The following is a 15,279-nucleotide window of genomic DNA, read 5'->3' on the forward strand; positions in this document are numbered from 1 at the left end:
TGAATACCTGAGTAACAGCACCTAAAACTCAACTGAGTTTGACGGGAAATGCGCTATGACGATCTGCAATCTAGAGGGTTTGACCTCTCCACGCTCCATTGCCATTGTTGGCCCGAACAGCAAGCAGGAGGTGGTCCTGCAACGTCTCATCGACAGCCTTGTCGGTTGCGGCTTTTCTGGCCCCAAGGCTTTTGTTGGTTTGCCCAACACTTCGGCTGATGGATTTAGGAGTGTCGCTTCAATTCCAGAGGTGGAGGGCAAAGCAGATCTTGCCATTTTGCTGGGAGACCACACCACAGCAGCTGATGATATCAAGCTTCTTGGAGAACAAGGCACACGCGCAGTGGTTATTCCCGCGAGCGGGTTTGACAGCTGGCGAGATGAGCATCTTGATGCGCTTTTGAAAGCTGCACATCCGTACAATATTCGAATTCTCGGTCCGGGTAGCCTCGGGATCGCCTCTCCGCATTCCAAGCTCTCTACCCTCCTGACAAGTGAGCAAGCTTTGAAGGGGGAGCTGGCGCTTATTTCCCGCTCCGGCACCATCTTCAACACTACATTGTCCTGGGCCAAAGCCAACTCCATCGGGTTCTCCGGTGTTGTTTCTCTTGGTCGTCGTTTGGATGTAGATGTTTCTGACTTACTGGATTGGTACGCGCAGGATTATCGGACCAAAGCGATCCTTGTGCACCTTGAGACCATTGCAAACCCACGCAAGTTTATGTCAGCAGCCCGTGCTGCTGCCCGCTCCAAACCAGTGATCGTAATTCGCAGTGGTGCGAGCCGTGACCAACACATTTCAGGCACCGCTCACTCCAGCCGTTTGGCAACGCGCGATTCTGTTTATGATGCCGCTTTGCAGCGTGCTGGTGTGCTTCGTGTTTATGACCTTGATGAGATGTTTGAAGCCGCGGAAACTGTCACCCGTGTTGCTCCATCAGCAGGGCGCCGTCTTTCTATCATCGCGAATGGTCGCAGTCTGGCAACACTGGCTGCTGACCGTCTTGCGAAGGTTGGCGGCAAGTTGGCACCGATCAGCAAAGAGACCAAAGAGAAGCTCTGCTCTTTGACCCGAACTGATGCGCGGGCGGACAACCCAATGGTTTTGTCTGAATCTGCAAGTCCTGAGGAGTTCAAAGAGGGTATCAGTGCTCTTTTGAGAGATCCGAATTCTGACGGAGTTCTCGCCATTGCTGCACCAACAGCTTTTGAAGACTTTTCTAAGGTTGCCGAAGCAATCGCTAAAGCCGGTAAGGAAGACCGCAAACGGCTTGGCAAGCATCAGGCCTTTGTGACCACGCTGGCCGGTGGTGCCAATATCCCACGACAAGTTCTGGATGAAGCGCGTGTGCCTTGTTATCCAAGCCCGTCTGGTGCAATTCGCTCCTTCATGCATCTGGTTCGATACAAGGAAGCGAAGGACCATCTTTCCGCTGTCCCAGACAGCCTGCCCAGCGATTACAAGCCCAACCTGCGACTGGCGAAAGAAACGATCCGCGTTGCGCTGGAGAACGGGCAGAAGTGGCTTACACCTTTACAAACGCGGGAACTACTGCGGGCTTATTCGGTCAACCAGGTAGAGTTGCATCTGGTCAAAACTGTTGAGGAAGCTGCGAAGGTTGCTGAGGTCCTGTTCGACAAACACGATCAGCTTGTTCTTAAAGTCAGCAGCCCTGATCTAACTTTCAAATCTGATGTTGGCGGCGTGCATCTTGGCGTTGACAGCGTTGCTGGCGTGAAAGCAACTTTTGAGAAGATCCTTGGCAATGTGAAGCACTCCTACCCGCATGCTGACATTACCGGTGTTGAAATCCAACCAATGGTGACGCGCAGGTTTGGACTAGAGACTTATGCTGGCCTTGCGGATGATCCGGTGTTTGGGCCCGTGGTCGTGTTTGGCAAAGGCGGCACATCCGTTGAGGTGGTTGGCGACCGGGCAATTGATCTGGTGCCGATTGACCTTAACCTCGCCAAGGCGATGATTTCTCGCACCAGCACCGCCAAGCTGTTGAAGGGTTTCCGTAACCGACCATCTGCCAATGTTGCAGAGGTGGAGCACCTTTTGGTGAAGCTCTCTCAGATTGCCGTTGATTTCCCGGAAGTGCGGGAGCTGGACCTGAACCCGGTGGTGGTCGATGAGAATGGCATTGTTGTCCTTGACGCGCGTGTCGCGATCAGTGCTCCGGAAAAACGTCCGGGACGACAAGGCGCATCTCGCCTGTCTATCGTGCCCTACCCTGTTGAATGGGAGCACACACACAAGCTGAAGGACGGTAAGACGATCCTGATCCGGCCAATCCGTCCTGAAGACCAAGGCAAACTGAAGAACTTCTTTGAGAAGGTTTCAGTTGAAGACTTGCGCCTGCGTTTCTTTGCTCCAGTCAAAGAATTCTCGCACACGTTTCTAGCTCGTCTCGTGCAGTTGGACTATGCGCGGGCTATGGCATTTTCGGCTATTGATCCTGAAACGGGCGATATTCTGGGAGTGGTCCGGCTTCATGCAAACCCAGACCATACCGAGGGCGAGTATGCGGTGATGGTTCAGTCCAACCTCAAAGGCATGGGCCTTGGCTGGGTTTTGATGAAGTTGATTATTCGTTATGCGAAAGTGGATGGTATCCAGACCGTCAAAGGCGAGGTTTTACGCGAGAACACCACCATGCTGGACATGTGCCGCAGTCTCGGCTTCCGCGTAAAGCGCTCTCCTGATGATGATGCGCTTGCGGATGTTGTTCTGGACGTCACTACGCTTGATCGGGAGACGATGAGTTAGATCACCGCCTCCGATATTTTCAGATTAACTGGTCGCCATAGAGGCTTCGCGGATCTGCGACAGCGAACGGATTGGCGTGATCGCTTCTGGGTCCAGATGCAGATGCAACAGAGCTGGCTTGCCGCTTGCTTTTGCTGCTTCAAAGGCGGGACCGAACTCATCAGCCGTTTTCACTGTGCTTGAGTGGAAGCCATAGGCTTTTGCAACATCAGCGAAGTTTGGATTGTGCAGCGTGGTTGCACTGATGCGACCTGGATACTCGCGTTCCTGATGCATGCGGATTGTGCCGTAGATGCCGTTGTCGACAACGACCACAATGATGTTCGCACCATCTTGAGCAGCGGTGCCCAGCTCCTGAATGGTCATCTGCAGACATCCGTCACCCGCAAAACAAACCACATCACGCTCTGGGAATTTCAGCTTTGCTGCAACAGCAGCTGGCAGGCCGTAGCCCATTGAGCCGGAGGTTGGAGCCAGCTGCGTGTTATATTTGCGGAAGCGATGGAAGCGGTGCACCCATGTTGCGTAATTGCCTGCACCATTGGTGAAGATGGTGGTGTCGTCGAGGTTGTTCTCTATCCACTCCATCACTTCAGCCATTTGCAGATCACCCGTCACAGTTGGGCGAGCACCTGACCATGCCAGATAATCAGCATGCGCTTCTTCAACCTGGGCTTTCCAGCCAGTTTTCTGCTTTATGTCTAACTCTGCCAGAGCTTCGCAGAAACCAGCAGGGCTGGCGTTGATGCCCAGCGTTGGCAGGTACATGCGCCCAAGTTCCTCTGCACCCGGATGGATGTGAACGACCTTTTGTGCCGGTACTGGAATGTTCAGCATGGAATAAGACTGGCTTGGCATCTCGGAGAGGATATCGCCGAGCAGGACAATGAGATCTGAGTTCTCTATGCGAGCTTTGAGCTTCGGGTTGATGCCGATGCCCACATCACCAGCGTAGCAGGTATGGCCGTTGTCAAAGAGCATTTGGCGGCGGAACGATACGCCAACCGGCAAATCAGTCTTTTCAGCAAAAGCCTTAAAGGTGTCACAGGTCTCTTCTGACCAGCGGGAACCGCCGAGAATGAAGAATGGACGCTCGGCCCCTTCCAGCAGTTGTTTAAACTCTTCCATCTGATGATTGGACGGATAAGTCTCAATTGGGCGCATAGCCGGAACACGTTGTGCCTCTGCCAGCTCTATCAGCATATCTTCTGGCAAGGCCAAAACGACGGGACCGGGACGGCCTGATGTTGCGACATGGTAAGCGCGCGAGATCATTTCCGGGATGCGATCAGCTTGATCAATCTCAGCAACCCATTTGGCGATGCTGCCAAACATCTGACGGTAGTTGACTTCCTGAAAGGCATCCCGCTCGCGCATATCACGGGCGATCTGGCCAACAAATAGGATCATCGGCGTGGAATCCTGCTGCGCAATGTGAACGCCAGCAGACGCGTTGGTTGCGCCTGGGCCGCGTGTCACCATACAGATGCCCGGCTTACCGGTCATTTTACCCCAAGCTTCTGCCATCATGGCCGCGCCGCCTTCCTGACGGCACAGGGTTATGGGAACGGAGGCATCATACAGCGCATCCAGAACAGCAAGATAGCTCTCACCCGGCACACAGAAGACACGCTCGGCGCCCTGATCTTCCAGCGCATCCACGATTAACTGACCACCGGTCCGCATTGTCTGGCTCATCCCTCACTCCAGTCCTAATTCAATTGAAGGGAAGATACGCGGTTTATGCTCTCGTGAAAATCTGCAGTATTTCTCTTTATTATTCCTAGATGGAATGAACTGGGCAAAACACAGTGTAAATGATGAAGCCTGCATGACAGATTGAGTAGTTTGTTGAGTTACCCCTGTTTTTCACTTTCACAATAAATCTATGGCCCTAGAATACCTCTTAAGCCCGATTGATAGATTGGCAATTGCAGCCTGAAGGTGCACAACACCTCCAGAGAGTTTGCTTTCGCGTAGTTTTGATGGATGGACCCATGACCGCTGACAGTTTTGACGTGGATACTCTGACCCAAAGCGACATCATCAGCTTTTTCACCTCTCCCGAAGCGCACCGAGGGCAAGAGGTCAAACGCATCGACACCCATGCGAATATTGCCTTTCTGGTTGGGAATGACGCCTACAAGATGAAGCGGGATGTGAAGTTTCCGTTCCTTGACTATTCCACGCTGGAGAAGCGGAAGACAGCTTGTGAAGCCGAGATCAAACTCAACAGTCAGTACGCCCCTCAGATCTACCGCAGTACCCTGCCCATCACATTGGAGCGGGATGGTTCTTTAGAGCTGGCCGGTCATGGCGCTGTCGTTGAGTGGGTGGTCCATATGAACCGCTTTAACGAACATCTCGGGCTGGACAGAGTTGCTGAGGAAAAGGGTATCAGCAGAGAGCTGGCGGTAGACTTAGCGAAACTGATGGTAGATGCCCATAGCCGAACAACACTGCGGGAAGCCCAGCCGTGGATTGATGATCTGCTCAATTACACCGACCAAAACCTTGTTGCATTCCAAGAGTTCCCGCAGTTTTTTCCCGGTGATCAAGTGTTAGCGCTGGACGAAGCTGCCCGCAAAGAGCACCAACATATCGAAGGCATGATCCGGGACCGCGGCGAGTTGGGGCTTGTGCGTCTCAATCATGGTGATGCCCACCTGGCCAATATCGTTATGCATGACGGGAAGCCGCTTCTTTTTGATGCGGTTGAGTTTGATGATGCGATCGCGACGGGAGATGTTCTTTATGATCTCGCCTTTTTACTACTAGACTTATGTGAGCGAAAAGAGCCCGAAGCAGCGAATATCGTGTTGAACACCTATCTCCAACTGGCGCGACAGCCGAAGCATCTGGAAGACCTCCGCGTATTAAGGTTCTACCTGATGATGCGAGCTGCGATCCGCGCCAAGATCGGGGCAGCGGCGTCATTGCACCAAGAGGGTGAAACACGGCGGAAGACCGAGTATCAGGCACAAGAGTATTTCAAGATTTGCCAAAGAGCGCTTGAACCAACACCACCTGTTCTTTGTGTGGTTGGTGGCCTTTCCGGCACTGGTAAAACCACGCTTGCTCAAGGGCTGGCCCCCTTACTTGGGCGCATGCCGGGAGCTGTGCATCTGCGTACGGATGTTTTGCGTAAGGAGATGCTGGAGATCGGTGAGGTGGAGACTGCTGGTAAAGAGACATACACACCAGAGTTTTCTAATAAGGTCTATGCTGAGTTGCTGCATCGGGCTGAAGTGGTGTTGGCAGCCGGGCACTCCGTCATTATCGATGGAGTTTATAGCAAACCGACAGAGAGAGACTCAGTTGAGCAACTTGCCGCGAAGACGGGTGCTGAATTTCAGGGGATCTGGCTGGAAGCTGATGTGGAGACGCTTATCAACCGTGTTGATGCGCGACACGGCGACGCATCAGATGCAGACTCTGAGGTGGTGCGGATGCAGCAAAGTTACGACCTGGGCGAGATCCACTGGGTTAGGCTGGATAGCGCTAAATCCAAAGAAGCTGTTTTAGAACAAGCGCGTAGAGTGACAGGACTGTCTCAATTACAGTAATATTCCATTTTTTATAATAATTCCAAAGTGATAGCAGCACTCTATTATGCGGGAATCTTCCCTTTTTGTTTGATTGCCGTCATTGCAAGTCATTCGCAATTGCAGTTTTATGTCTTCAAGAAATAAGATTTTGGAGACGTTGATGTCTTTGCTAGCCAGAGAAACATTCGAGCAAGCACCCCATAAAGAAGTCTTCGCGCCTTACCGCGAAACATTCGTTCCACCAGTACAGGCCAAGCCGCTGACAGAAGCGCGTGCAGGTGTTGAATTGAAAGTTGTTCGCCTTGGGCGAAACCGGGCAGATGCCCTGAAGTTGCGATCTCTTGGCCTGACGAGTGACCGTCCACTTTCTATTTTTGAAGGTAGCGGCAAGCGGGCACGTATCCTTTCCATCGGCTCTCAGCGGGTCGCAGTTGGCGTTGATCTGGCTGACACCATTTTGGTGGAAGAGGTTAGCCAATGAGCTGCCACGACACTGGCTCTTGTCGCTGTGAAGACAAACCCCAAGTTCATTTGCTAGGAACAGCCAACTCCGGCAAATCCAGTCTGTTTAACAAGCTGACTGGTCGCAGTCAGGTTATCGGCAATTGGCCGGGTGTTACTGTTGATCGCAAAACTGGCATTTGCCAGACTCAGACCTCTACGCTCGCCCTGCTGGACCTGCCCGGCGTTGCAACACTTTCCTCTCCTGAAGATGACCGCATTGACGAGCGTATAACCCGTCAGGCGCTTTTGTCTGATCGCCCGGCTGCACTGGCCGTTGTGCTTGATCCGATTGCGCTTGAGCGGTCACTCGCTATTTTGCTACAGGCCCTCGCATTTGATGTGCCAATCGTTGCAGTGATGACCAAAGCAGATCTTTGGCCTGCCGGTGTTTTGCAGTCAGCTGCTGATCGTCTTTCAGCTGCGCTCGCTATGCCGGTGATCGCAACTTCCGTGCACGACGAGCATTCCTTGGCTGGTTTGCGTGATGAGTTGTCGACGGCGGTTCGCTCACCAGATGTCCTTTCCCGTTTGCTGACAGATCCGTTTGATCTGATTGAGCCAGTGAAGGAACTGGCTGATGAGATTGCACAGCTTGCGCCTGAGCTTTCCTTCCAATCCATGCCATTGGCGCATCGATTGATGGAAGGTGACAAGCTGGCACGCGAGATGGTGCCTGCTGCTGTGCTGGAGAAGGCGCAAGCCGTTTCCAAAAGATGTGAGCTTCGCCTGCAAGATCCAACTGAGCTGGTGATGGCAACGAGCTACTTCAACCGTGCTTATTCCCTCGCGCAATTGATGGAACTGCCTGAGCCACAGGATGTGCGCAGCTTCTCAGATAAGATTGACCGCTTTGTGCTTTCCAAGTGGGCTGGCCCGTTTGTGTTCCTTGGCGCGATGTATGCGATGTTCTTCATCGCGATTAATGTTTCCTCCTACTTCATCGATCTGTTTGATGGATTGGGAGACGCCTTGTTTATTCAGGCGCCGTTGAGCCTGCTTTATGCAGTTGGGCTTGAAGGTGGTGCACTGGAAATGCTGATCACAGCGCTTGGCGGAGGTTTACAAACTGTCGGTACGTTCGCCCCTATCGTCGGTTTGCTTTTCCTCTGTCAGATTTTCCTTGAACAGAGCGGTTATATGGCCCGTGCAGCGGTGGTTGCCGATGGCCTGATGCGCCGGATCGGATTGCCTGGTCGTGCTTTCCTGCCGCTCATTCTGGGCTTTGGTTGCACTGTACCAGCTGTTGTCGCGACCCGTACGTTGGAGACTGAGCGCGAGCGGGTGGTGACATCCATGATGGCGCCGTTCATGTCCTGCGGTGCACGTCTGCCGGTTTATGCGCTGTTTGCTGCCGCGTTCTTCCCAGTCAACGGCCAGAACATTGTGTTCGCGCTTTATCTGCTGGGCGTTGGTGTTGCTATCTTTACAGGCTGGGCGCTGTCTAAATCCTTTTACAAAGGACAATCCACCAGTCTTGCTATCGAGCTGCCGACCTATCAGATGCCGCAGTTTGCGCAGGTGATGAAGCTGGTTTGGACTCGCCTGAAGATCTTCCTGTTTGGTGCCGGAAAGATCATTGTCACTGTGGTGGCGGTTCTGACTATCCTGAACTCTGTGGACTTCAAAGGAAACGTTGGCAACGAAGCCAATGGCAACTCTGTCCTGGCAGTGGTCTCCAAGCAAGTGACACCAATCTTCGCTCCTATGGGCCTGAGTGAAGATGACTGGCCAGCCACAGTCGGTCTGGTCACTGGCATCTTTGCGAAGGAAGCTGTGGTTGGCACCTTGCAGACACTCTACGTCACCACTGACGAAGAAGGTGGAGCTCCTGCACCACTGGAAACCGCACAAGAGGCCATCAATACCTTCACGACCAGCATTGTGGATTTAACTTCGCAGATGCTTGATCCGCTTGGCATCGACATTGGTGATACCTCCAGCTTTAACGTGGCTGCAGAAGAGCAAGAGGTTGAGGTTGGCTTGTTCACCGCGCTTGCAGCGCACTTTGACGGCAAGGTTGGTGCATTCGCCTACATGGTTGCTGTGCTGCTTTACATTCCCTGCACTGCGGCTCTAGCCACCATCTGGCGTGAGGTTGGTCGCAACTGGGCTCTGTTTGCTGCAGGTTGGACCACCTTGCTGGCTTACTCCGGTGCTTCTCTGGCTTACCAGATTGGTACCTTCGCCCGTCACCCAACATCTTCCGCGCTCTGGATCATTGGACTCCTGGCCGCGATTGCTAGTGTGCTGGTCTTCATGCGCCAGAAAGCAGAGAGCACCATTGCTCATCAGACAGCATTGGAGGCAGCAGAATAAGATGTTGCAACAGATCGAAGGTGTTTTGGCAAAGCGCGGCGGCGCCACCGTTGGTGAGATCGCTCAGGATATGAACATCCCAAGTGACTTTGCCATGGCGATGGTCTCCCAACTCAAAGCATTGGGGCGCATTGAGGAAGTGGGATGCTCCTCAAGCTCCACCTCCAGCAGCTGTGCAAGCTCCTGTGGGGGATGCAGCTTTGCGCCGACGGTTCAGTATCAGCTCAAACAATAAGCTCTGCTTAAGCAAATAAACACAAACAGGAGAGTAAAGACCGGTTCTTTGCTCTCCTGTTTTGCATTTGGGCTTTCAATTGAACCACAGTCACAGGCCCCTTGCATCTCAGTAATTGCAGTTGAAACACTTTGCTTGGCATTCTGACCTTCGGACCATCATAGATTTGGCAATTTACGTGAGGATGCGATGACCTTTAACCAAGCTGTCAGAACCTGTTTCAAGAAGTATGCTCACTTCTATGGTCGCGCATCCCGCTCTGAGTTCTGGTGGTGGGTCCTCTTCAGCGTCATTATGAGCATGCTCGCAGCTGGTGTTGACGGTTTGATCCTTGAAAGTCTTTTTCAGCAAATTCCTGAGAGCAATCAGCACACTACGCAGCCAATAGGTTTGATCGTCTCAGCTATATTGCTCCTGCCGGGATTAGCCGTGGGCGTTCGGCGCCTTCATGATGTGAACTATTCCGGGTTTTGGTTGTTTCTCTGGCTCTTGCCAATCATAGGCTGGGTGTTCTTACTCTATCTTCACGTCCTGCCATCCCGAGAAGTTGTGATTGCCCGTTATCAGTGATCCCGCAACATCTCAGTGATTGCCGCCAGTTTGTGTTCCTTGGCATTCTGGCATTCAGGCTGCGCGCGCAGCAGAGCAACAATATGAGGACGCGATGACCTTTGAACGAGCCATCAGAACTTGTTTCAAGAAGTATGTGCAGTTCACGGGCCGCGCACCACGATCTGAATACTGGTGGTGGGCACTGTTCGTTTTCATCGTGATGGTTGCGTCTCACCTAATCGATAATTTTGTGATCGCCCCTACTCTGGGATTGCCTGCAGGCAGTGTGCAGGATGGGGCCCCGTTGAGCTCCATTTTGAGCATTGCGCTCTTCCTGCCCAATCTGGCTGTGGCCGTGCGGCGGCTGCATGACATCAATCGATCTGGCTTTTGGTTGCTGATCGCTTTCATACCGATTCTAGGTGGTTTGCTGCTGCTTTACTGGTTTGTGCAGCCCTCATTCCATGGCAAAACGAAATATTAGAATTAGAATTAATACAAACTGGATAGTGCCGTGTCGGATCGGGCATAAGCAGAAATTATGCGACACTTTGCATAGCGCATAGCTCCCAATGCAACTCACTTTTTCAAGGAAACGGTTACTACAGCAAAGACAAGTGCCCTATCTTTTGGGGTGCACTGGTCATGGATCGCGGAAAAAACATAATTATTAATAGTGTTCCGCTAGGTAAATCCATGATTTAAAATCAGCACATCCCATCGACAGGTGGTCACATGGACAGTTTAGCAGTTGATCTGGCTCGATTCCAATTTGCTTTTACAATCGCGTTCCATATCATTTTCCCTGCCTTTACTATAGGTTTGGCGAGTTTTCTTGCCGTGCTTGAAGGCTTATGGCTATGGACAGGTCGCGATGTATACTTGCGTGTCTTCAAGTTCTGGATCGTAATCTTTGCACTATCTTTTGCCATGGGTGTCGTTTCCGGCATCGTCATGGCGTATCAATTTGGCACCAACTGGTCTGCCTTTGCAGACAAAACCGGATCGGTCATTGGGCCGCTCATGGGGTATGAGGTGCTCACTGCGTTCTTCCTGGAAGCAGGTTTCCTCGGCATCATGTTGTTTGGTATGAACCGCGTAGGCAAGAAGCTTCACTTCTTCGCCACTGTGGTTGTTGCCATTGGCACCGCCCTTTCCGCTTTCTGGATTCTTTCCGTAAACAGCTGGATGCAGACGCCAGCAGGCTACGCCATGAATGACGTTGGCCAGTTCGTGCCTGCGGATTGGTGGGCGATTATCTTCAACCCCTCCTTCCCTTACCGACTCGTACACATGGTGCTGGCAGCTTACCTGACCACAGCCTTTGTGGTTGGTGCCGTGGGTGCCTATCATTTGCTGAAGAACCGCTTTAATGCGGCAGCACAGGTGATGTTCTCCATGGCAATGTGGATGATGATTGTTGTCACCCCAATCCAGATGCTTGCGGGGGACTATCACGGCCTCAACACTCTGGAGCATCAGCCTGCCAAGGTTGCTGCTATGGAGGGGCATTTTGATTCTCAAGGCCCTGCCCCGCTTATCCTCTTTGGGTGGCCGGATACGGAAGCTGGAGAAACAAAGTACAAGATTGAGATCCCTTATCTTTCCAGCATCATTTTGACCCACAGCCTTGATGGTGTTGTTCCCGGACTGAATGAATTCCCACGGGAAGATTGGCCACCGGCAGCTATCGTATTTGTGTCTTTCCGCATCATGGTTGGTATTGGTGTCTTGATGTTGCTGGTTGGTGTATGGGGGCTTTGGTCTCGCATGCGTGGGCGGCTTTATGAGAGTGAATGGCTTCAGCGAGCTTCCATCGTTATGGGGCCAGCTGGTTTCATAGCCGTCATAGCTGGTTGGACAACAACGGAAGTTGGCCGCCAACCTTACACTGTGTACGGGCTGCTCAGGACGTCGGAATCCGTATCCCCCGTTGAAGCACCAGCTGTCTGGGCATCTCTGGTCATCTTTGTAGCGGTGTACTGTATCGTCTTTGGCGTTGGTATCTTCTACATCTTCCGGTCCATGGCTAAATCTCCGGATGCAAGCCAGGGTGTTGAGGAAGGTGTACCTGTCAGAACCGCTGGCATCACTCCTGCACAGGCCCTGCAACCACATGAGGGAGATCGTTCCCATGATTCTTGATTATCCGCTCATTTGGGGTTTTCTCATTGCAGTCGCGATCTTCGCCTATGTGATTTTGGACGGCTTCGATCTTGGTATCGGGATCTTGTACCCGACCACCAAAGACGCTGATGAACGCACATTGATGATGAACAGTGTTGCACCTGTCTGGGACGGGAACGAAACCTGGCTTGTCCTTGGTGGCGGTGGTTTGTTTGCCGTGTTTCCGCTGGCCTATTCGGTCATCATGCCTGCGGTCTACGCCCCGATTATCGGCATGTTGATCGGGCTGATCTTCAGAGGCGTTGCCTTTGAGTTCCGCTTTAAATCATCTGTTGAGCGCAGGCCATTCTGGGATATTTCCTTCTTCGCAGGGTCCATCGTTGCAGCGTTCTGTCAGGGATTGGTGCTTGGCACGCTTGTGCAAGGCATTGATGTGGTTGACCGCACTTATGCCGGCGGTTGGTGGGATTGGCTGACGCCATTTTCTGTCATGACAGGTTTTGCTGTGATCTCCGGTTATGCCCTGCTGGGGGCCACATGGCTGGTGATGAAGCTGGAAGGTGTGCCGCAAGCGCATTTCCGCCGCGTCTCAAAATATGCCGCTCTTGTTTTGATTGGCTTCCTTCTGCTCGTCAGTATGTGGATGCCGTTCATCAATGAGAACATTATGGAGAAGTGGTTCAGCTTCCCGTATCTGCTATACACCTTCCCGGTTCCGCTTCTTGTTGCGGTCACCACGCTGGTGCTGTGGCGGGCTTTGATGAGCGATGCGGATTACACACCGTTCCTCGCATCACTGGTGATCTTCCTGCTGACCTATGTGGGACTTGGGATCAACATCTTCCCGTATGTGGTGCCAAATGTTTACACCCTCTGGGAAGCTGCCGCGCCGGACAGCAGTCTGAAGTTCCTGCTTGTGGGAGCGGTCATCCTCATCCCGATGATCCTCGCTTATACGGCCTACGCGTACTACGTGTTCCGTGGCAAGATCAAATCAACGGAAGGGTATCATTGATGAGCCTCGATAAAGCCGGAGAAGTTGACCAACCTTTATGGAAGCGATTGCTTTGGTTTGCTGCCCTTTGGGTGGCAGGCGTTGCCTCCATCGCAGTGGTCTCTTACGCCTTGAGAAGTCTGATCATTTAACAGACCTAGATAAAAATAAGGGCGTGCTATCCCCATAGCACGCCCTTCTCCCAATGAACCGCTCGCGGTTCCTCCTCCGCTACGGCTCGAAACTGTTCTGAGCCGAATATCTCCAGAAAATTCGCCTCTCATATTTCAGGGGTGTACTGTGATATGTTTTAAGAATCCTTTCAATGCGTCAAAACCCGCAGTTTGGCGATTTTATTGCCTAAAACTGGCGAAAATGAGTAAATCAAGCAGACGCTAATATGTGAGAGTTTTGTGGCCATGCTGCGCTCTTCGCCTGATCACGTCTTATGATTGTTCAGACTAACGCCTTGCAACCATGCTCGTGTCATGAAAAGTTCACTTGTTGTTTGAGGTAATTAAGATTAGTCAGCAGCGCAATTTCCGCTGATGCAGGCTTATTCGTCTCTTTGAGTTCTTCTGACTTGCAGCCTATTTTTGGGGTACCACACATGATCTTCGCGCAGCTTACCGACATTCACATCAAGGCTGGCGGAAAGTTCGCCTATAACTGTGTTGATACACTCTCTCATTTGCGTCAGGCCGTTGCGCATCTGAACGCGTTCCATCCGCGACTGGATTTTGTGGTGATCAGCGGTGATTTGGTGGATTTGGGCAATGCGAATGAGTATGAGCTGTTCCGGCAAGAGATTGATCAGCTGGAAATGCCGTTTTATGTGATCCCCGGCAACCACGACCATCGGGATGCAATGCGCGATGCGTTTGCAGATCATGACTACCTAACATCCGAGGGTGCGCTTCAGTTTTCCATCGAGAAGGAAGGTCTGCGCATTATCGGATTGGATACGACCATTCCGGGCAAGCATGACGGCCATTTTGATGCTGAGAAGCAAGCATGGTTGCGCGATGAGCTGCAAGCCCACAAAGATCAGCCGACTTTGGTATTCATGCATCACCCGCCTTTCAAGACTGGTATTCAGCACATGGATAACATCATGCTGATGCGCGCTGATAAGGATTTCTGGCCTCTTGTTACAGGGCAATCGCAAATCCGACAGATCGCTTGTGGCCATGTGCACCGGGCGATCGAGGTCTTCAAGAACGACATTCCGGTGAGCATCTGCCCTGCCTCTGGTCATCAGGTGACGCTTGATCTGGATCCACACGGGGAACCTGGCTTTGTTATGGACCCACCAGCGGTGCGTATCTTCCGCTGGAGTGAGGGAGAACTGATCAACCATCTAAGCTTTATCGGCGACTTTGGTGGTCAACACCCATTCTTTGATAAGGATGGCAAACTGATTGATTAAGCTGGGTCTTTCTCTGTTATAAGATCAGCTTCATTCTCAACAATATCCCATGAGACGGCGGCGCCCATTTCCTGCAGTGCCTCCTTCTGCAGTTTCCATGCGTTCTGATTTTGGGCGAGAATGGCGGGGTCGCAGAGTTCGACGCGGTATCCTCTGTTAAGCGCACCGATTGTTGTGTTCTTGACGCAGGCATTGCCATCCAGACCTGTCACAATCAGGTGGTCAACTTCGTGATTTTTTAGGAACTCGGAGAGCGTTTGCTCACCAAAAGCATCGCTCTTTGATTTTACGAGATCCAGATCCGGCTCAGTAGTAAGGCGTGGATCCATCTGAAGGCCATCAGAGCCTTTTGCCCCCAAGCCTCCTCCAAGGAGCCGGACCAACAAGTTGGTGTACCATCCCTTATATACATGACGAATGGAGATGACGGACCAGCCTTTATCCCGTGCCAACTCACCCAACGCATTTATGTAGTTGATGCGGGCCTGCAGGTAGTCTGGCTCCCATTTCCGAGAGCTTGTTTCCTTGGTGAAGTCACTTTGAACATCAATCACCAACAACGCAGTGCCTCGGCGGCCTTCAAACATGATTGACGGGCCGTTGGTTGGTGTTTGAATGTTGAAGACACCCCAAAAGGTATAGGCAGCAAGGGCTGCCACGCAAAGTAAAGCTCCTAAAACCAGAATAAGCATCGTTCGCTCCCCCAAGCCAAGTCATGCCAGTCCCCACACCATATCATGCTGTTGAGGGGGGCTGACATTTCCAAATTTTAGGGAGCTGAACCGCCAAGATCATCCAGCA

Annotated in this window: 13 protein-coding genes; 11 read left to right on the top strand and 2 right to left on the bottom strand. The window is 52.2% G+C overall.

Annotated features, from left to right (window positions below; translation table 11 throughout):
* Window positions 1-55 precede the first annotated feature (55 nt).
* Window positions 56-2,773 (top strand): bifunctional acetate--CoA ligase family protein/GNAT family N-acetyltransferase, encoded by a 2,718-nt coding sequence (locus tag BM231_RS06180; protein WP_093517660.1) that lies wholly within the window; start codon window positions 56-58, stop codon window positions 2,771-2,773.
* 24 nt (window positions 2,774-2,797) lie between these two features.
* Here the strand turns inward: BM231_RS06180 and BM231_RS06185 are convergent, their stop codons facing one another.
* The gene (locus BM231_RS06185) at window positions 2,798-4,471 is read right to left on the bottom strand and encodes a thiamine pyrophosphate-binding protein (protein WP_093517661.1); all 1,674 of its coding nucleotides are present in this window, start codon (window positions 4,469-4,471) and stop codon (window positions 2,798-2,800) included.
* Between the two features lie 299 nt (window positions 4,472-4,770).
* Between BM231_RS06185 and BM231_RS06190 the strand changes: the two genes are divergently transcribed.
* From BM231_RS06190 to BM231_RS06230, 10 genes are all read left to right on the top strand, one after another.
* On the top strand, window positions 4,771-6,339 hold the full coding sequence (locus BM231_RS06190; protein ID WP_208860124.1) for a bifunctional aminoglycoside phosphotransferase/ATP-binding protein: 1,569 nt from the start codon (window positions 4,771-4,773) through the stop codon (window positions 6,337-6,339).
* Window positions 6,340-6,481: 142 nt separating this feature from the next.
* Entirely contained in the window at window positions 6,482-6,802 is a 321-nt protein-coding gene (locus BM231_RS06195; protein WP_063295402.1) for a FeoA family protein, read from the top strand.
* Window positions 6,799-9,141, top strand: a complete 2,343-nt coding sequence (feoB, locus tag BM231_RS06200; RefSeq protein WP_093517665.1) for a ferrous iron transport protein B — start codon at window positions 6,799-6,801, stop codon at window positions 9,139-9,141. The genes BM231_RS06195 and feoB overlap by 4 nt, the downstream gene beginning before the upstream one ends.
* Window position 9,142: 1 nt before the next feature.
* The gene (locus BM231_RS06205) at window positions 9,143-9,376 is read left to right on the top strand and encodes a FeoC-like transcriptional regulator (protein WP_093517667.1); all 234 of its coding nucleotides are present in this window, start codon (window positions 9,143-9,145) and stop codon (window positions 9,374-9,376) included.
* A 189-nt stretch (window positions 9,377-9,565) separates the two neighbouring features.
* Window positions 9,566-9,946, top strand: coding sequence for a DUF805 domain-containing protein (locus BM231_RS06210; protein ID WP_093517669.1), 381 nt, complete (start codon window positions 9,566-9,568; stop codon window positions 9,944-9,946).
* A 94-nt stretch (window positions 9,947-10,040) separates the two neighbouring features.
* A complete protein-coding gene (locus BM231_RS06215; RefSeq protein ID WP_063295399.1) occupies window positions 10,041-10,412 on the top strand; it encodes a DUF805 domain-containing protein in 372 nt (123 codons plus the stop codon).
* 251 nt (window positions 10,413-10,663) lie between these two features.
* Window positions 10,664-12,073: a cytochrome ubiquinol oxidase subunit I gene (locus tag BM231_RS06220; protein ID WP_093517671.1), complete on the top strand. Its 1,410-nt coding sequence runs from the start codon at window positions 10,664-10,666 to the stop codon at window positions 12,071-12,073.
* The gene (gene cydB, locus BM231_RS06225; protein WP_093517673.1) at window positions 12,063-13,070 is read left to right on the top strand and encodes a cytochrome d ubiquinol oxidase subunit II; all 1,008 of its coding nucleotides are present in this window, start codon (window positions 12,063-12,065) and stop codon (window positions 13,068-13,070) included. The genes BM231_RS06220 and cydB overlap by 11 nt, the downstream gene beginning before the upstream one ends.
* Window positions 13,070-13,201 carry a DUF2474 family protein gene (locus tag BM231_RS26805; protein WP_099049684.1) on the top strand — a complete coding sequence of 44 codons (132 nt, stop codon included), beginning with the start codon at window positions 13,070-13,072 and terminating at the stop codon, window positions 13,199-13,201. The genes cydB and BM231_RS26805 overlap by 1 nt, the downstream gene beginning before the upstream one ends.
* A 458-nt stretch (window positions 13,202-13,659) precedes the next feature.
* Window positions 13,660-14,478 carry a phosphodiesterase gene (locus tag BM231_RS06230; RefSeq protein WP_093517685.1) on the top strand — a complete coding sequence of 273 codons (819 nt, stop codon included), beginning with the start codon at window positions 13,660-13,662 and terminating at the stop codon, window positions 14,476-14,478.
* Here the strand turns inward: BM231_RS06230 and BM231_RS06235 are convergent.
* Entirely contained in the window at window positions 14,475-15,170 is a 696-nt protein-coding gene (locus tag BM231_RS06235) for a cysteine hydrolase family protein (protein WP_093517687.1), read from the bottom strand. The genes BM231_RS06230 and BM231_RS06235 overlap by 4 nt on opposite strands.
* Window positions 15,171-15,279: the final 109 nt, after the last annotated feature.

It is taken from the genome of Pseudovibrio ascidiaceicola (assembly GCF_900114245.1).
GTDB classification, from domain to species: Bacteria; Pseudomonadota; Alphaproteobacteria; order Rhizobiales; family Stappiaceae; genus Pseudovibrio; species Pseudovibrio ascidiaceicola.